Raw genomic sequence first — 17,227 nt, forward strand, 5'->3', positions numbered from 1 at the left:
TTAGTTGTATAGACGTGAGTACTACACCATCTATTGTATATAATAGGCGATGTTCGGTCAACCACATCGCCTATTATAATTATAAACATTTTGCGTCAAATTCCTACTGAATGTCAATAATAGCGGTTTCGCCCTTCTTAACATTTCCATCTTTTTTCAATTCGACTTGTTGCCCTTGTTGTAAGTTTGTAAAGACAATTGGTGTAATGATAGATGGTGCATTTTCTTTTACAAATGCAAGATCTACTTTTAATAATGGTTGGCCTTGTTTCACCTTGTCGCCTTGTGCTACAAGCGCTTCAAAACCTTCACCATTTAATTTTACAGTATCAATACCGAAGTGGATTAAAATTTCTTTTCCGCCTTCAGATTGAATGCCAATCGCATGTTTTGTAGGGAATACATTGACAATCTCACCGTTCACTGGAGAAACTACTGTTCCTTCAGTTGGTTCAATTGCAAATCCGTCTCCCATCATTTTTCCTGAGAATACTTGGTCAGGTACTTCTGTAATTGGTAAGATTTTTCCTTCGATTGGTGATACAATTGTTTCATTTTCATCAACTTTTTGAGGAGTTTCTTCCACTTTTACAGGTTCTTCTTTTTCAACATGAGGTGTACGACCTGACATAATATCATGAATTTGTGATTTTAATGTGTCAGATTTCGGCCCGAAAATAGCTTGAATATTATTTCCAACTTCAAGTACACCAGCTGCTCCAAGTTCTTTTAAGCGGTCTTTGTTTACATTCTTTTGTTCGTTAACTTGAACACGTAAACGAGTAATACAAGCATCTAAAGAAGCAATGTTTTCTTTACCACCAAGTGCTACTAATACTTCACGAGGAAGTTCGCCTGCTTCTGCTTTTCCTGCGCCGTCATTTGCATTTGCCACTTCACGACCAGGTGTTTTTAGATTCCATTTGCGAATTGCAAAGCGGAATCCGAAGTAGTAAATAACTGCTAGTACAAGACCAACAATAATTACCCACCACCATGCTGTACGGCCTGGTAATACACCGAATAATAGGAAGTCAATTAAACCACCAGAGAATGTCATACCAATTTTAACACCTAAAATTTGCATTGTCATAAATGATAGACCAGCAAATACAGCGTGAATTCCGAATAATACTGGCGCTACGAATAAGAATGAAAATTCAAGTGGCTCTGTAATACCTGTTAAGAAAGATGTTAATGCTGCAGAACCTAAAATACCTGCTGCTAATTTTTTATTTTCTGGACGTGCTTCATGGTACATTGCTAAAGCTGCTGCTGGAAGACCAAACATCATGAACGGATACTTACCAGTTGTAAATGTACCTGCTGTTAATTCTACACCGTCTTTTAACTGTGCCATAAAGATTTTTTGGTCACCACGGATTAATTCGCCAGCTGCATTTGTATACTGACCGAATTCGAACCAGAACGGTGAATAGAAAATGTGATGTAATCCAAATGGAATTAATGAACGTTCAATTAAACCGAATATAAATGCTGCGATTGTTCTATTTGCATCAATCATTTGATGTGAGAACGTGTTTAAGCCACCTTGAATGTATGGCCAAATGAAGCACATGATAATACCTACTATTAAAGAGAATGTTGCAGTTGCGATCGGTACGAAGCGCTTACCTGCAAAGAAACCTAAGTATGATGGTAATTCAATGTTGAAGTATTTATTATAGCAATATGCCGCTACTATACCGACGATAATACCACCAAATACTCCTGTTTGTAGCGTTGGAATACCTAATACGTTTGCATACGCTGGATCTGCAAATCCAATTTTTACTGGGTCTGCTCCAGAACTTGTTACTTTCACTAGCTTATCTACTTCTAAGAACACACTCATCGTTTTGTTCATAATTAAGTAGCCGACGAATGCTGCTAAACCAGCTACTCCGTCTCCACCAGCTAAACCAATTGCTACCCCAACTGCGAATAATAATGCAAGGTTAGCGAAAATAATATCACCAGATTGTTCCATAATTTTTGCAACCATTACGAACCAATCTGCTTTTAAAGCAGGAATAACATTTGTTAACTGTGGATTTTGAAATGCATTACCAAATCCAAGTAAAATACCTGCCGCCGGTAAAATCGCTACTGGAAGCATTAACGCTTTTCCGACTTTTTGAAGAACACCAAAGATCTTCTTAAACATGGAAACCCTTCCTCTCTTATCTATATTGATACCTTCCGACAAACGCCAAAAAGACATGAGGAAAAAAAGATAGAACGATAGCTATACAAAGGGTAGTATATCCCTTTCTCTAGCTTACATTCCTTACTTTTCTCCACTCATGCCTGATCGAATCAGTAACACGTGTCAAAAATAGGTTTACGTATAAGTTCACTATAATTAAGGCAAACGTTTTCGTTACTCACCTTAATGTGTTTGTCGAAATTTGTATAACTTTGCAATAGTTATTATACATAACTATTGTAAGCGATTCAATCATTTTTTTTAACGTTTTCATTTTAGACAAAAATATATGACTTTTTACACATGCTCTGCCTTCACTAAGCGTTGCAAGTGCATCGTTAAATAAATACTTTCAGCTTCATATACAGGTAGTTGCAACTCTTTTTGCATGACCTTAACTAGCTTCCAAGCCAAGTTATAGCAAACTGGATACTCCGCCTTTAATAAATCAGCAAAACTTTGCGATTCTTCTACTTTTTCTCCTTTTTTCACCCTCTCAATAGCATATTGAAGATGACGAATAAGGCGTAAATAATGAATGCTCTCTTGGTCTAATGTAATTTGTAAGTTTGTCTCAATTAAAGATACAAGTTGTGCAATGAGACGGGAGTTTTGATTAACTGAAGATAAATCAGAATTTGTAAGCGAACTGTAAATGTGAAGTGCAATAAAACCAATTTCTCCTTCTGGCAATGTAATTTGCAAACGAGAATTTAAAAGTTGTACAACACCTTCCGCAATTTCATATTCCTCTGGATAGAGCATTTTTGTTTCAACTAAAAAAGGGTTATCAATTGTAAGTCCTTGTTTTAACCTTTTAATCGCAAATGAAATATGATCCGTTAACGCAATATGAATATGTTCATTTAGTGGAGATTTCGCTTTTTCTTGAATGTACAGCATAATATCGTTCATCAATTCAATTAATTTTTCACTAATATGCGGCACTAATAATTTATATTGTTCACGATCACGTTCATTTTTTAAGACAAACATTTTTTCGATTTGTTCTTGCTCCAATACATCTTTCGCTTTTTTCCCAAATCCAATTCCTTTTCCAATCACTACTACTTCCTCGTGTTCAGGATGGCTAGCAATGATGACATTATTATTTAAAACTTTTTTAATTTCTAGATAATTATTCATATAACACCACCCTCGTACTTAAATAGCCTACTTTCATGTTACAGAATATTCTTCTTTGTCGTCAATGTAAAACATCTGCCATTTAATAAAAATTCATTTTTTAGACATGTTTATATATGATGCGTATAATGTAAGAGCAACTGTACATAGAAAGGAGATAACAGCATGATTAAAATGTTTGTAAGTGATATCGATGGTACAATGATGCAACACGGAGGTCTTATTGATGAACAAGATGTTGCGGCACTACGCAGCCTTGCCGAACAAAATGTTATTCTTTGCTTCGCTTCCGGAAGACTTGATAATGAAATTGCAGACTTAATGAAAGCTGTAAATACAAATTTTCATCGCATTAGTGTAAATGGTGTTTTTGTATATACACATGAAAATAAACAACTATTATCTGCAACTTTTGATTCCAGCATACTTCCCGATTTGTTAGCTATGACGAATGAAGAGCCTTATTTCCGTTATGTAAGTGATGAGCATAATTATTACATTGAAGAGAAAACACCTTTTATTCAAGAACTTGAACAACAAGTAACTATGACTTCTGTTGAAGAACCAAACTTACTACAGAAGATTGATGATACAATTTTCCCAAATAAAATTTCTGTCGGTGGAACAAAGGAGAGCTTACAACTCCTTCAGAAAAAAATTGATGAAAAATTCCACGGGAAAGTTAGTACTTTCATCTCAGCAGAACAATGTTTAGATGTAATGCCACCGAATGTTAGTAAAGGCTCTGCCATTTCTGTTTTATTAAATGAGTTTCAAATAAAACCTGAGGAAATTGCTTGTATAGGGGATTCTTACAATGATATTCCTATGTTTTCTTTAACTCCTCACAGTTTTGCTATGTCACAAGCAGATGATGCAGTAAAAAATCACGCTCACTATGTAGTAAATCACGTCAAAGATGCTGTTAACCACGTAATTGCTCATAATAAAAATACGACTCATTCCTTATAAGGATGAGTCGTATTTTTATTTCTTTACATGTTAACCATTTTCAATTCCACTGTACTTCACAAACTGAAATATACTATTTGTTACGTGCGATATTCGTAATAAATTTATAACGATCTCCACGATAAATACATTTCACGTACTCTAGCGGTACCTCACCTTCTGAATATGACCATTGACGCATTACAAGTACAGGCGCCTTTTTAGGAATATGCAGATGTTCAGCTTCATTTTCCGTCGCAACGGAAGCTTCAATTGACTGAGTAGCGCTAACAAGTTTAAAGCCCAGTTTTTTCTCTAAATGTTCATATAAAGATTGTTGCAATATCTCTTCGTTAATATCTTTTACAAGAGCTGGCGACAAATATGTCGTCTCAAAAGCAATCGGTTCATCATCAGCTAAGCGAATACGCCTCACTTCATAAACCGATTCCCCCTCCTGTATTCTCAACCGGTCTGCTATTTTCGCAGTAGCTGGAACTAGGCGGAAACTAAGTAATTGACTACTTGGGTTCATCCCACGAGAAATCATGTCTTCTGTGAATCCCGTCATTCCTTGCAATTTTTGTTCCACTTTCGGAAGTTGGACAAATGTTCCAATTCCACGCTTCCGATATAAATAGCCTTGTTCCACTAAATTATTAATCGCCTGTCTGATTGTCATTCGACTCACTTCGAACTTATCACAAAGTTCATTCTCAGATGGGATTTTATCTCCCGGCTTCCATTCGCCGTCCTCAATTAGCTGTTTCACCCACTCTTGAATCTGATAATAGATCGGAAATGGTGAATACTTGTCGATGTTCATCAGCAATCGCCTCACTGCATAAAGATAGAGCTTCTTGATCAGCGATTACGGTTACATTCGGATGACGTTGTAAAACTGTAGCCGGACACTCTTCACTATATTCACCTTGCAATAATTCTTTAACAGCTTCTGCCTTTTTAGAACCCATAGCAACTAGTAGAACTTGTTTCGCTTTCATAATGCTTCCAATTCCCATTGTAATCGCATGAGTTGGCACATCTTCTTCTTTTTCGAAGAAGCGAAGGTTTGCTTGGCGTGTAGATTCTGTTAATTCAACAATGTTTGTTGGAGAATTAAACGGTGTTCCTGGCTCATTAAATCCGATGTGACCGTTTTCACCGATTCCAAGAATCTGTAGGTCAACTGGGTTAGCAGCTAGAATGCTCTCGTAACGTTTGCACTCTTCCTCTAAATCACTTGCCATCCCGTTTGGTACATAAGTTTGTTTAAATGGAAGATGATCAAACAACTGTTCTTGCATGAAATAGTGATAGCTGTTTTTATCTTCATGTGGTAAATTTACGTACTCATCTAAGTTTACAGTGGTTACACGGCTTGTATCAAGTTTATTTTTTCGCATTTCTGCATAAATACCTAATGGAGAGCTTCCTGTAGCCATTCCTAATGTTGGATTTTCTTTTGTTTTTACAACTTCTTCAATTAATTTATAACCTGCTTCTGCTAGTTCTTCTGGAGTTTTTACAACAAGAATATTCATTTAATTACTTCCCTTCCTTCATATGAATTCCTAAACGAACCGTATCATATACATGTAAATCTTCATTCATCACAACAAAGTCTGCATCTTTTCCTACCGCTAATGCACCTTTATTATTTAATCCAAACTCTTCTGCTTGGTTAACTGATGTCATCAGTACTGCATCTTCGATTGAACAACCTGTAAATTCAATTACATTTCGGAAAGCTTGATCCATTTTTAAAATACTACCAGCTAACGTTCCATCTTCTAATCGAGCACTACCATCTTTTACATGTACTGGCTGTCCGCCAAGCTCATATAATCCATCTTCAAGACCCTTTGCACGCATTGCGTCAGTGATAACACTTACTTTTTTTGGTCCTTTTAACTTATATGCTAATTTCACCATATCAGGGTGAATATGAATGCCATCTGTAATTACTTCAACCATTACATCTGGATTTAATAACACATGACCAACAACTCCTGGTTCACGGTGATGTAATCCACGCATTTGATTGTATAAATGTGTCGCATGTGTAATCTTTCTATTTTTTAGTTGCGCATCAATTGCATCTGTATGCCCCATTGTGCCAACTACACCAGTTTCAGCAAGATATTGTTCAAACTCTAATGCTCCCTCTTCTTCTGGTGCATATGTTACTAATTTAATTAAATTCCCACTTGCTTCTTGCCATTGTTTAAATTGCTCAATATTTGCAGGAACGATATGTTCAAGTGGTTGTGCACCTGCACGTTTCTTTGAAACATAAGGTCCTTCTAAGTGAATATATTCGAAATGCGCTCCTTTTTCTTTTGCTTCTTTTGCAGCAGTTAACGCTGCTTCAATTGCCTCTGGAGCTTGTGTCATTGTTGTTGGGAAGTAAGTTGTAACCCCTTCTTTTAACATTTCTTTACCTAGAGTTACTAACCCATCGCTATTTGCATCCATCGCATCAATATCGTATCCACCATGAATATGAACATCGATCATACCTGGAATTACAATCTTCCCTGTAGCATCAAAAACAGTTTCATTTTCTTGTGGTACATATTGAGCCATCAAACCAATTTCTTTAATGGTTTCTGCGTAACGAATAAATCCGTTTTCCACTATTTCTTGACCTGTGTAAATTTTGGCATTGATGACAATTTGCGTTTTCATTTTCATCGATCCTTTCCCATGAATTACCTACTTGTTATTATTACCTTATTCGCCTAGTTCCATCTTAATATACGCACGAGTAGTTGTCTATACATTCTAATGAAATTTCCTTTTTATTCAACAGAAAAGGAAATTTCTTACGTCTCTTATAATTATAATATATATTATTCATTTTTCCAAAAAGGGACAGTATCGCCCCCTAATCTAGAAATCACTTCAATAATGGCATTAACCCGCTAGACTCTAACATAATATGTTCACCATCTGTTTCCATTTCTACTGTACGTTTATTCGTTCTATATACCATTATACCGTGCCTTTTTAAGCGTTTCACTACACTTTGGTGAGGATGTCCATACGGATTACTACTCCCGTACGACAAAATAGCAAACTGCGGTTCCACTTTTTTTATAAACGTTTCACTTGTTGAAGTATATGAGCCGTGATGCCCCACTTTTAACACATCTGCATGGACATCAAATTGTTTTAATATTTCATGTTCTGTCCGTACATCCGCGTCACCCATTAATAAAAAATCCGCTTTTCCATATCGCACCTTTAAAACAATTGAGGATTCATTATTTTCATCTTTTGATTTCCCGTTGTTTAATACTTGTATAGAAACATGTGGATCCAGCGGTATATATTGTCCTTCCTTTACTGAAACGAAAGGTATCCCTCTTTTTTTAATATTATTCCGATACGTATGATAAGTAAGAGAACTATATGTTTTTCCGCTATCTAATATAAGCGATACCGGCATTTGCTCTACAATTGGAATTAACCCCCCTATGTGATCCATATCGGGATGCGTACTGACAATTACATCTAAATGATTAATCCCTTTCTCAATTAATTTCTGAATAATAACCTCTCCTGCTTCATAAGGTCCTCCATCAATTAACATTGTTTGTCCATTTGGCATTATAATAAGTGTTGCGTCACCTTGCCCCACTTTTAAAAAGCTCACTTTCATTTTACTAAGATGTTGCCGATGCATATGTAAAGGAGACGTAGTATGAATGGACATCATATACCTTTTAGCTGATGCGCTATTTAAAGAAAAACATAATAAAACAGAAACTAATAATAAAATAATCCGCATACCTCTCATAACTCGTCTCCTTTTTTCATTTAGTATGGCACTGTAAATAATTGATATACAAAAAAAGCTTAGCAAAATGCTAAGCTTTTATTTCGATATCTCTTGTAAGGAACCGAAGAATAAATCTGCTTCATTCATTTGTTCATTCTCTTCAGAAAGCAGTGGTAAATCATCTAATGTTTTCAATCCAAATGTGTCCAAAAATTCTTTTGTTGTTCCGTATAAAATAGGACGCCCTGGTCCTTCTGCTCTTCCCATTTCTTTTATAAGTAAATGTGAAACCAACGTTTGTAACGCCTTATCGGTTTTAACTCCTCTAATCTCTTCCATTTCAGTCCTTGTGATCGGTTGGCGATATGCAACAATCGCTAAAGTTTCGAGGGCAGCTTGTGAGAGTGAAGCAGCTGTTGGTGTATCTATTAATTTTTGATAATATGAAGCATGTTCTTTCTTTGTAGCAAAACGATATACTTTTGCATACTGTACAATTTGCAAACCACGGTTTGCACCTTCACATTCTTGTTGCATTTCTTCTAAAATATTAATTACTTCATTCATTTCAATTTCAAGAACTTTCGCTATTTGTTCTGGATAAATCCCTTCATCACCAGAAACAAATAAAAGGCCTTCAATAATTGACTTTTGTTCTTTCCTATCCATTTCACGAGCTCCTTCCTTCTATTTTCCCATAAAAATACACATCAAAAAACCGAATCACAATTAATGCGTTCGGTTCAATATTTTTTCTCTTGTTCCAAACGATACATTAAAACATAGCATGAGATAAAATGTTCCTATCCCATTTTCACATACTTGCTCTATGCAGATTTATTAGAGCTTGATACGAAAATTTCATCAAAATTATGTTCTTGCTCAATTATGATTTGTTGATTTTTCATAAGTTCCAGAACTGCTAAAAATGTTACAACCATTATTTCACGTTCATCATCAACAAACAAATCGTAAAAACTTTGGCGACCACCCTTTATTTTTAACTGCTTTAAAATATCATTCATTCGCTGTTCAATTGGTATTTCTTGACGAGTAATACGTGTTGTTACAGGTTTTTTTGCCTTTTTACGGCGCATTAATTTTTGAAATGCTGCTAGCATATCATATAACGTAACATCAAGAGGTAAGCTTGTCTCCTCTTCTTGTTGCAACGATGTAAAGTCAATTGGTGGACGTGTATATAGCTGTGCTCTTTCTTGTTCTCTTTCTTTTAACTCAGTAGCAACTTGCTTATATTTCTTATATTCAATTAACCTCTCCATCAATTCTTGACGAGGATCATCTATAAAATCATCACCGTTATCAAGTACATCTTCTTCATGTTTCGGCAACAACATCTTACTTTTAATTTGTAATAACGTTGCAGCCATTACTAAATACTCACTTGCAACATCTAATTGAAGTTCTTTCATCGTATGCACATAAGATAAATATTGCTCTGTAATATCTGCTACAGGAATATTATATATATCAATTTCATAACGATGTATTAAATGTAACAATAGATCTAACGGCCCTTCAAAAGCCTCTACTTTAAAATTATATTGCACAAAGCATCCCACCACATTTTTTCTATAACAACATAAGTATAGAGCATACTCATGTTCTATCCAACCTTTTTAAGAAATTTAATTAAAAATAGACCGATGCCTATGTCATCATGCCCACCACTTCATATGATAACAGTGTAGTAAGAACAATGTAGGAGGTCAAAAAACTATGGGTCACGTTGATTGTGGTTTTAGCGGTGGGTTCGCATTACTTGTTGTACTGTTTATTTTACTAATTATTGTAGGAGCAGCTTGCTTCTGCTAATATGAACAATAACGGCTAGGGGGAAACCTCCTAGTCGTTTATTGTTCATATTTCTATGATACACTTATATGTATAACCGTTAGATAGGAGCGAGAAAACATGTATCCTACCGAATACATACAATTTTTAATTCATTTCCATGGAGATTATGACTATTTTGAATGCCACGAAATACTAGAAGAGTATTGGAAAACAAAACCAAGAGGTAATCGTGATCATTACTTAGTTGGTCTCATTCAAATCGCAGTTTCTTTATACCACCAAAGACGTGCTAATTGGAATGGTTCCACAAAAATGATGAAAAGCGCAATCATAATTTTAGAAAAAAGCGGTGTGCCTTTACAACGTTTAGGAATTAATCAAGTACAACTTCTTTCCTTGCTCAATGAAAGATTGCAATCTATCCATAAAAAAGAACGTTTTTTACCTTTATTTTTACCCTTATCAGATCCATCGTTAGAGAAGCAGTGCATAGAGTTATGTCAAAAACAAAACCTCTCTTGGAAAGACTTGAATGCTATCCCAGGTGAATATATTATAAACAAGCACACTATGCGTGATCGCACAGAGGTCATTACTGAACGAAACGAACAATTACAAAAAAGAAAGCAGAGATAATAAACTACTTATCTCTGCTTTCACGAATGTATATTTTGTTCTAGCCCTTTACATTTTTCGCAAAAACTTGCCGTTTGCTCATTTCCGCAAATTGTAAACTCAAGAAATTTACTCTTTAACTCTTGAACCATCTTCGTCCCAATCCCCACATGACGGTGAGACGGGTTCACACTCAAATGCTGAATTTCTAATACTTGATTCTCTTTTTTTACAATCCCCATTATTCCAACAAAATCTTCATTTTCTTTCCACAAATACAATTGCCAATCATCTTTTGCTTCATATTCTTTCATTGTCAATTGTAATGTTTTCACATCTTTTTCAGTTGGCATAAACGAAAGAAGCCCCATTGCAATTTTTTCATAACTTTTTTTAAAACGAATTAACATAACCCTTATCCCTTCTTACAAAAGTTACAAACTAGTAATCCCCTCAATCACTCTTTTCATATCACATTCATTTTACAATATTTTCAACAGAGTGAGAAGAGTCTAAAACAACTTGATAATCATACAAAGCGAAAAGAAGAAAGTCAAATCTATGTTTCAGCACTATTCCTTTAATAAATAGAGTTAAAAAAAGAAAATTTTATATGGAATGGAAAGAAACATATCATTCAACAGCACTTCATTTATAGTTACCCTAAAGCAGCACAATTCTAGCAAAATTAATATAACAAAAAATATTTATTGAAACATATAATGTAATGTATTCTATGTAATTGGTTAAAGGTTTGTTCTCACAAGCAATATATTTTAGCAACAATACTACTTGTATGATGAGCTGTAGAAGAAGTACTCAATCTCATTAAAAATAAAAAAGAGAGCAAAAGCTCTCTTTTTCCTTACCTTATTCTTCCCAAACTTTAACTTCTTTCATTACATCGCCTTGACGCATTTTTAATACTGTTTCAATACCGCTTGTTGCTTTACCAAATACAGTATGAACACCATCTAAATGCGGTTGTGGCTCATGAACGATAAAGAATTGGCTACCGCCTGTGTTACGGCCAGCGTGAGCCATAGAAAGTGATCCTACAAGGTGTCTATGAGGGTTTCCATCAGTTTCACATGGAATAGAGTAACCTGGGCCACCTGCACCTGTACCTGTTGGGTCTCCACCTTGGCTTACGAAGCCAGGAATAACACGGTGGAATGTCACACCATCATAAAATCCTTGCTCTGCTAATTTTTTAAAGTTTTCTACTGTTTTCGGTGCTTCTTCTGGGAAAAATTCCAAGTCGATTTTTTCACCGTTTTCCATTAATATGTATCCTAAAGTTTTCATGCGTATATGTCTCCTTTCAATTATCTCAGCACTATATTACCACATTCATGACTAGAAACAAAAAGAATCCGACAATCTAGATACTTCTTTTTGAAATGTGGAAAAAGCTAGGTGACAAATAAGAAATATATACTATAATAACTTTGTTGCCCGAAAATTTTAGAAAGAGAAAGGGAGCGATTTTTCGTGAAAACGAAATTATTAGCTCTGCTATTAGCTGTAACGGTATTTATGATGCCAACAGCTTCATTTGCAGACATCATCGAGGGAGAATCAATTGTTACATTAGGAGAGAACTTATCCGAACAACAAAAACAAGATCTGTTAAAAGAAATGAAAGCACCAAAAGATGCTACAATTATCACTGTATCTAATGCGGAAGAACATAAATTTCTAGAAGGCATTGTTCCAAAAGCACAAATTGGTACGAGAGCAATTTCTTCTTCTATGATTACATACACAAAACCAGGATCTGGTCTTATTGTACGATCAAAGAACATTAACTGGGTAACAGATGCAATGTACACTAACGCTTTGATTACAGCAGGTGTAAAAGATGCAGAAATTCAAATTACTGCACCTTTTAAAGTTTCAGGAACTGCAGCTTTAACTGGATTAATGAAAGCATACGAAACTGCGTCCAATAAACAAATTCCTGAAGAAGTTAAAAAAGTAGCGAATGAAGAAATGGTACAAACAGCCCAGCTTGGTGATAAAATTGGTGAAGAAAAAGCAGTTCAACTTGTTGCAAAAATTAAAGAAGAAATTGCAAAAGAACAGCCAAAAACAACAGAAGATTTACGTTCATTAATTAAAAAAATTGCTGACCAACTCGGCATTACATTAACAGATGAACAGTTAGATAACTTAGTATCGTTATTTGATAAAATGAAGAATCTTAATATCGATTGGAATCAAGTTGGTAGTCAATTAAACAAAGCAAAAGAACATGTTTCTGCCTTTTTAGGATCTGAAGAAGGGCAAAGTTTTCTAGATAAAGTGAAAGATTTCTTCTCAAGTATCATTGATTTTGTTAAATCTTTATTCAAGTAAAAAAGAAGCCCGCCAATGACGGGCTTCTTTTTTATACAAGTAACGGTAATTTCATAACAGCCTCTTCAACCGAACGCACTATATGATTTGCTTTCTCCTTTACATATGGATGGGCATGATGAAGAGTAAATGAATGCGGGGTTACTTCAAACATAGAAATATCATTGAAAGAATCTCCAATACAAGCAACTTCATTTGCTTCAATTTGCAAATAATCCATTAGTCGCTTTAGAGCACTCCCCTTACTCACGCCTCTTGGCATAATATCAACATAGCGTTTACCTGATATAAAAACTTCCGCTTCGCCTTGAAACGTATCTCGTAGCTCTTGATCTAACGTCACAATTTTCTCTTCTTCTCCAAAAACAAACAATTTTGCAGGGTGTACAGTCTTACCAAACTCTTCTTCTAACGCTTCAATTTCAGCGATATGCACGCCCATATATGCTTCAAAATTATGGTGATGTTCATTCTTCCTTTTTGTATATCGCTGCTCATTTGCACAAACAATATCCGCTAGTCCTTTTTTATGTATATATCGATATATTTCCTGGGCAACCACATTTTCAAAACTCGATTCATGAAATAAATTTCCATCTGGAAGTAACATTGTCGCTCCATTTAAGCCAGTTGTGTAATATGGGAATGCAAACCTTTTTACAACTTCATCAATTCTGTGTGTAAAGCGGCCAGAGGCAAAACAAATATTTGTCCCTTTCTCAGCTAACCAACACAGCGCACGTTCATCTTCTTTTTGCATATGATTCACATCGTAAACGAGCGTGTCATCTAAATCACTTACAAATAATTTAATCATGTCCTCTTCCCCTTTCATACACAATATCTACTCTAAGTGTACACAAAAAATGTTTGATTTTTGTTAAAAAATAATAAATTTTTGCTAAAAAAAATAAACGGGTGTATAATCCCGTTTATTTTTGTCTTTTTACATTTTGAGGTCTTACAATACTTGGTCGTACTTTTAAACTAGACATCGTTGGACGGAGTAAAATTTTTGTTAACGCGCCCCAATCAAATGGTAAAAACGGCCATAAATAAGGTGTTTGTAAACTTTTTATAGACGTTAAAAATAAAATTAATATCGTCATACCAATTACAAATCCCATCTCATGGAAGAGACCTGTTAAAATAATAACAAACAATTTCCCAACCTTATTCCCTAATCCTAGTTCATAACTCGGTGTTGCATATGCACCAACCATCGAAACTGCTACATACAAAATTACTTCTGGCACAAACAAACCTACATCAATTGCAATTTGACCAATTAATATAGCGGAAATCAACCCTGCTGCAGACGATAACGGCGTTGGAGTATGAATGGCTGCCATCCTTAAAAACTCAAGTCCGACCTCTGCCATTAACACCTGTAATAAAATTGGTAAATGCGTCATCTTAGTCGGTCCAATAAAAGCAAGATTTGCTGGCAAAAGAGTTGGATCAAATACAAACACTAACCAAAATGGTAATAAAAATAACGAGAATATAACACCTAAAAAGCGCACCCAGCGTAAAAATGTACCGACAGCTGGATTTTGTCTAAACTCTTCCGCGTGCTGTAAATGATGAAAATATGTTGTCGGTGTAATCATAGCACTTGGCGATGTGTCAACAAGTACTAACACATGTCCTTCTAGTAGATGATTTGCTGCTACATCTGGCCTTTCTGTATATCGAATAAGTGGGAATGGGTTATAGCTTTGCTTTACAACAAATTCTTCTACTGTTTTATCCGCCATCGTAATTCCATCTACATCGATGTTATTTAATTCTTGTTTTATAATCTTTACTAAATCTGGATTTGCAACATCTTGAACGTATGTAATACAAATATCCGTTTGCGATCTATCTCCTACTCGAACCATTTCATTTCGAAGACGTGGATCTCGAATTCTCCTACGAATTAACGCTGTATTTACAACGATATTTTCAACAAATCCATCCCTCGCACCTCGTACTACCTTTTCGGTATCCGGTTCTGTCGGTGTTCGCCCTGGATAACTACGAACATCGATCGCGAACGCTTCCGTTTCACCTTCCACAAATATCACAATCAGTCCTGATAATACTTGGAGCATTACCTCATCCATCGTTTTCACTTTACTTACTTGTTGATGGATTAAGCGATTCTCTAAAAGCTTCACTGTATCTTCTTCTACATCCCTTATCTCATTTGTATCCACCGCTTCTTCTAAAATAGGGATAATATAATTTGTATCACAAAGTCCGTTTACAAATAACACACCAATTTCTTTATTCAAAATTTGAAATTTACGAATGCCGACATCGTATGTAACGCCTAGTCCAACTGTCTGCTTTAAATAATTTTCATTGTCACTTATGAAAGTTGATATAGGGATATCCACTTTTTTAGGCTTCGTCATAAAAACCACTCCTTTCCAAAATTAATTGAATTGCTTTCTTCGTAATAGGTGATCCCCTCTCCCATTCATCATTTCCACACATCTTACCAATGTCACCGACTCCAACAATGACAGGAACATTTAAATCGTCTAAACAATATATTGTATCTCCGCTAATCCTGCCAATTTCACCATCTGGAAGTCCAAATTTATCAACACCGTATTCGGTTAAATTCCCGTTCCGATCTACACTTACATCTACACGTGCCCATTCCCAATGATGCGTATTAGACGCTACTGCTAAAATACCGAGCACATCAATTTGTTTATGGGTAGCCACATATTTTAATGCCTTTTCACCAGATCCTTCTCCAATAAATCCACTGTCATCAAACATGACAAATACAGGGTCATATGGCGTTTGCATAATAAGCTCAACAACTTTTTTCCCTGTCAATTTGGTTGGATTACTTTGTGATGCTGAAATACACCTTCCCCCAAATTCCTTCGTTAAAAGCTCAATTGTCCGCTTTGCATATTCATCTCCATCTGTGACCAAAACAACCCTTCGTCTCATTTGATTTATCCTTTCGGTTTACATATAAGTGCTATAAAAAATGAAAACAATATCGCTGCGGAAATGCCCGCAGACGTTAAACTAAACATGCCAATACCAATTCCTAAATATCCATGTTTTTCTGCTGCATGCATTGCTCCGTGCAATAGTGAATGTCCAAAACTTGTAATAGGGACTGTCGCTCCAGCACCTGCAAATTTTATTAGTTTATCGTACAATCCAAATCCATCTAAAATTGCTCCGATGACTACAAAAGTTGCCATTAAATGAGCTGGTGTTAACTTTACGAAATCTAACAATAGTTGCCCAATTAAACAAATAGCTCCACCTACAAGAAATGCATATATAAAATCCACAATTCACTCTCCTTTAACTCTCTCAAATACGACACCATGTGCAATTGTTGGAATCGTTTCCTTCTGTTGCATCATCATCGGGCTTAATAATGCACCAGTCGCAACGACAAAAATTCGTTGTAAATTCCCTTTTTGCATCTCGTGTAATAAATGGCCATACGTAACAACTGCTGAACAAGCGCAACCACTACCACCTGCAAACACTTCTTCTTGACTTGATTCATAAATCATCAATCCACAATCATTGTATATATGCCCAAGATCATAACCTTCCTCAAGTAAAAGTTGTTTCGCAATCGGCGTCCCAACAGCTGATAAATCACCCGTAACAATCAAATCATAATCATCGGCACTTCTTCTTAAATCTTCAAAATGTTGTTGAATTGTATGAGCTGCTGCTGGAGCCATCGCTGCCCCCATATCCAAAGGATTTGTAATTCCTAAATCTTGCACTTTTCCGATTGTAGCTGACGTAATTTTAATTGCACTTTTTTCATTGCTAATTAATATAGATCCTGCACCAGTCACAGTTGAATTTGCTGTCCCTGGTTTTTGCCCACCGTACTCTGTTGGATAGCGAAATTGTCTTTCAGCCGTTGCATTATGACTGCTTACTGTAGCTAAGACACGATTTGCAAATCCACCGTCTATAAAAGCTGAGCCAACTGCTAAAGTCTCCATAGACGTTGCACAAGCGCTAAACATTCCTAAAAAAGGAATGCCCCACTTACGCGCAACATAATTTGCTGTCACTGTTTGATTTAATAAATCTCCCGCTAAAAAGAAATCAATTTGCGATGTTTTTATATTCCCTTTTTGCACTGCTTGTTGAATTGAGTCTGACATTAATCTTCGTTCGGCGAGCTCCCAATTTTCTTCTCCACAATGCAAGTCATCATATGAAATATCAAATTTTTTCCCAAGAGGGCCCTCAGCTTCTTTCGGACCGACAGCAGTACCCGTTGCATTCACATATATATCATTTTGAAATACCCACGTTTGTTTTCCGGTCAACCTCATACT

19 protein-coding genes are annotated in these 17,227 nt (G+C 35.7%); 4 read left to right on the plus strand and 15 right to left on the minus strand.

The window, feature by feature from the left end:
- Positions 1-103 precede the first annotated feature (103 nt).
- Entirely contained in the window at positions 104-2,167 is a 2,064-nt protein-coding gene (gene ptsG / locus BHV55_RS20315) for a PTS glucose transporter subunit IIABC (protein ID WP_000473174.1), read from the minus strand.
- A 339-nt stretch (positions 2,168-2,506) separates the two neighbouring features.
- Positions 2,507-3,355, minus strand: coding sequence for a glucose PTS transporter transcription antiterminator GlcT (gene glcT / locus BHV55_RS20320; protein WP_001067318.1), 849 nt, complete (start codon positions 3,353-3,355; stop codon positions 2,507-2,509).
- 165 nt (positions 3,356-3,520) lie between these two features.
- Between glcT and BHV55_RS20325 the strand changes: the two genes are divergently transcribed.
- The gene (locus tag BHV55_RS20325) at positions 3,521-4,327 is read left to right on the plus strand and encodes a Cof-type HAD-IIB family hydrolase (RefSeq protein ID WP_000594248.1); all 807 of its coding nucleotides are present in this window, start codon (positions 3,521-3,523) and stop codon (positions 4,325-4,327) included.
- 73 nt (positions 4,328-4,400) lie between these two features.
- Here BHV55_RS20325 and phnF read toward each other — a convergent pair whose 3' ends face one another.
- From phnF to scpA, 6 genes are all read right to left on the minus strand, one after another.
- A complete protein-coding gene (gene phnF / locus BHV55_RS20330) occupies positions 4,401-5,132 on the minus strand; it encodes a phosphonate metabolism transcriptional regulator PhnF (RefSeq protein ID WP_021727649.1) in 732 nt (243 codons plus the stop codon).
- Positions 5,062-5,850, minus strand: coding sequence for a glucosamine-6-phosphate deaminase (nagB, locus tag BHV55_RS20335; protein WP_001024210.1), 789 nt, complete (start codon positions 5,848-5,850; stop codon positions 5,062-5,064). Before nagB ends, phnF begins: the two co-directional genes overlap by 71 nt.
- Before the next feature lie 4 nt (positions 5,851-5,854).
- Positions 5,855-6,997: an N-acetylglucosamine-6-phosphate deacetylase gene (nagA, locus tag BHV55_RS20340; protein ID WP_001987227.1), complete on the minus strand. Its 1,143-nt coding sequence runs from the start codon at positions 6,995-6,997 to the stop codon at positions 5,855-5,857.
- Positions 6,998-7,208: 211 nt separating this feature from the next.
- Positions 7,209-8,111 carry a ComEC/Rec2 family competence protein gene (locus BHV55_RS20345; protein ID WP_001214829.1) on the minus strand — a complete coding sequence of 301 codons (903 nt, stop codon included), beginning with the start codon at positions 8,109-8,111 and terminating at the stop codon, positions 7,209-7,211.
- A gap of 78 nt (positions 8,112-8,189) precedes the next feature.
- Positions 8,190-8,762, minus strand: a complete 573-nt coding sequence (gene scpB / locus BHV55_RS20350) for a segregation/condensation protein ScpB (RefSeq protein ID WP_000375170.1) — start codon at positions 8,760-8,762, stop codon at positions 8,190-8,192.
- A gap of 158 nt (positions 8,763-8,920) precedes the next feature.
- Positions 8,921-9,664, minus strand: coding sequence for a segregation/condensation protein A (scpA, locus tag BHV55_RS20355; RefSeq protein WP_070756933.1), 744 nt, complete (start codon positions 9,662-9,664; stop codon positions 8,921-8,923).
- A 169-nt stretch (positions 9,665-9,833) separates the two neighbouring features.
- Between scpA and BHV55_RS20360 the strand changes: the two genes are divergently transcribed.
- A complete protein-coding gene (locus BHV55_RS20360) occupies positions 9,834-9,929 on the plus strand; it encodes a YjcZ family sporulation protein (protein WP_000510194.1) in 96 nt (31 codons plus the stop codon).
- A 99-nt stretch (positions 9,930-10,028) separates the two neighbouring features.
- Positions 10,029-10,547, plus strand: coding sequence for a DUF309 domain-containing protein (locus tag BHV55_RS20365; protein ID WP_000283588.1), 519 nt, complete (start codon positions 10,029-10,031; stop codon positions 10,545-10,547).
- A gap of 20 nt (positions 10,548-10,567) precedes the next feature.
- Here the strand turns inward: BHV55_RS20365 and ribT are convergent, their stop codons facing one another.
- A complete protein-coding gene (gene ribT, locus BHV55_RS20370; RefSeq protein WP_000908401.1) occupies positions 10,568-10,936 on the minus strand; it encodes a GNAT family N-acetyltransferase RibT in 369 nt (122 codons plus the stop codon).
- A gap of 460 nt (positions 10,937-11,396) precedes the next feature.
- Complete coding sequence (locus tag BHV55_RS20375; RefSeq protein ID WP_000853782.1) at positions 11,397-11,834, minus strand: peptidylprolyl isomerase; 438 nt, start codon at positions 11,832-11,834, stop codon at positions 11,397-11,399.
- 186 nt (positions 11,835-12,020) lie between these two features.
- Between BHV55_RS20375 and BHV55_RS20380 the strand changes: the two genes are divergently transcribed.
- Positions 12,021-12,887 (plus strand): DUF1002 domain-containing protein, encoded by an 867-nt coding sequence (locus BHV55_RS20380; RefSeq protein ID WP_000850515.1) that lies wholly within the window; start codon positions 12,021-12,023, stop codon positions 12,885-12,887.
- Positions 12,888-12,918: 31 nt separating this feature from the next.
- On the opposite strand, the gene BHV55_RS20385 is transcribed toward BHV55_RS20380, so the two are convergent.
- The 5 genes from BHV55_RS20385 to spoVAD form a co-directional block, all read right to left on the minus strand.
- Positions 12,919-13,722: a Cof-type HAD-IIB family hydrolase gene (locus tag BHV55_RS20385; RefSeq protein ID WP_002062280.1), complete on the minus strand. Its 804-nt coding sequence runs from the start codon at positions 13,720-13,722 to the stop codon at positions 12,919-12,921.
- Positions 13,723-13,819: 97 nt separating this feature from the next.
- Complete coding sequence (gene spoVAF / locus BHV55_RS20390; RefSeq protein ID WP_000165596.1) at positions 13,820-15,292, minus strand: spore germination protein SpoVAF; 1,473 nt, start codon at positions 15,290-15,292, stop codon at positions 13,820-13,822.
- Entirely contained in the window at positions 15,279-15,848 is a 570-nt protein-coding gene (gene spoVAEA / locus BHV55_RS20395) for a stage V sporulation protein SpoVABEA (protein ID WP_001254415.1), read from the minus strand. The genes spoVAF and spoVAEA overlap by 14 nt, the downstream gene beginning before the upstream one ends.
- A gap of 5 nt (positions 15,849-15,853) precedes the next feature.
- Positions 15,854-16,204: a stage V sporulation protein AE gene (spoVAE, locus tag BHV55_RS20400; RefSeq protein ID WP_000345904.1), complete on the minus strand. Its 351-nt coding sequence runs from the start codon at positions 16,202-16,204 to the stop codon at positions 15,854-15,856.
- A 3-nt stretch (positions 16,205-16,207) separates the two neighbouring features.
- Positions 16,208-17,224: a stage V sporulation protein AD gene (spoVAD, locus tag BHV55_RS20405; protein WP_001241163.1), complete on the minus strand. Its 1,017-nt coding sequence runs from the start codon at positions 17,222-17,224 to the stop codon at positions 16,208-16,210.
- Between the last annotated feature and the right edge of the window lie 3 nt (positions 17,225-17,227).

Origin of the sequence: Bacillus sp. RZ2MS9 (genome assembly GCF_001816185.2) — a bacterium.
Classification (GTDB): domain Bacteria; phylum Bacillota; class Bacilli; order Bacillales; family Bacillaceae_G; genus Bacillus_A; species Bacillus_A cereus.

Coding starts and splice junctions, on each gene's coding strand:
- ptsG (WP_000473174.1), bottom strand. CDS start 2,167: ATGTTTAAGAAGATCTTTGGTGTTCTTCAAAAAGTCGGAAAAGCGTTA.
- glcT (WP_001067318.1), bottom strand. CDS start 3,355: ATGAATAATTATCTAGAAATTAAAAAAGTTTTAAATAATAATGTCATC.
- BHV55_RS20325 (WP_000594248.1), top strand. CDS start 3,521: ATGATTAAAATGTTTGTAAGTGATATCGATGGTACAATGATGCAACAC.
- phnF (WP_021727649.1), bottom strand. CDS start 5,132: ATGAACATCGACAAGTATTCACCATTTCCGATCTATTATCAGATTCAA.
- nagB (WP_001024210.1), bottom strand. CDS start 5,850: ATGAATATTCTTGTTGTAAAAACTCCAGAAGAACTAGCAGAAGCAGGT.
- nagA (WP_001987227.1), bottom strand. CDS start 6,997: ATGAAAACGCAAATTGTCATCAATGCCAAAATTTACACAGGTCAAGAA.
- BHV55_RS20345 (WP_001214829.1), bottom strand. CDS start 8,111: ATGAGAGGTATGCGGATTATTTTATTATTAGTTTCTGTTTTATTATGT.
- scpB (WP_000375170.1), bottom strand. CDS start 8,762: ATGGATAGGAAAGAACAAAAGTCAATTATTGAAGGCCTTTTATTTGTT.
- BHV55_RS20360 (WP_000510194.1), top strand. CDS start 9,834: ATGGGTCACGTTGATTGTGGTTTTAGCGGTGGGTTCGCATTACTTGTT.
- BHV55_RS20365 (WP_000283588.1), top strand. CDS start 10,029: ATGTATCCTACCGAATACATACAATTTTTAATTCATTTCCATGGAGAT.
- ribT (WP_000908401.1), bottom strand. CDS start 10,936: ATGTTAATTCGTTTTAAAAAAAGTTATGAAAAAATTGCAATGGGGCTT.
- BHV55_RS20375 (WP_000853782.1), bottom strand. CDS start 11,834: ATGAAAACTTTAGGATACATATTAATGGAAAACGGTGAAAAAATCGAC.
- BHV55_RS20385 (WP_002062280.1), bottom strand. CDS start 13,722: ATGAAAGGGGAAGAGGACATGATTAAATTATTTGTAAGTGATTTAGAT.
- spoVAF (WP_000165596.1), bottom strand. CDS start 15,292: ATGACGAAGCCTAAAAAAGTGGATATCCCTATATCAACTTTCATAAGT.
- spoVAEA (WP_001254415.1), bottom strand. CDS start 15,848: ATGAGACGAAGGGTTGTTTTGGTCACAGATGGAGATGAATATGCAAAG.
- spoVAD (WP_001241163.1), bottom strand. CDS start 17,224: ATGAGGTTGACCGGAAAACAAACGTGGGTATTTCAAAATGATATATAT.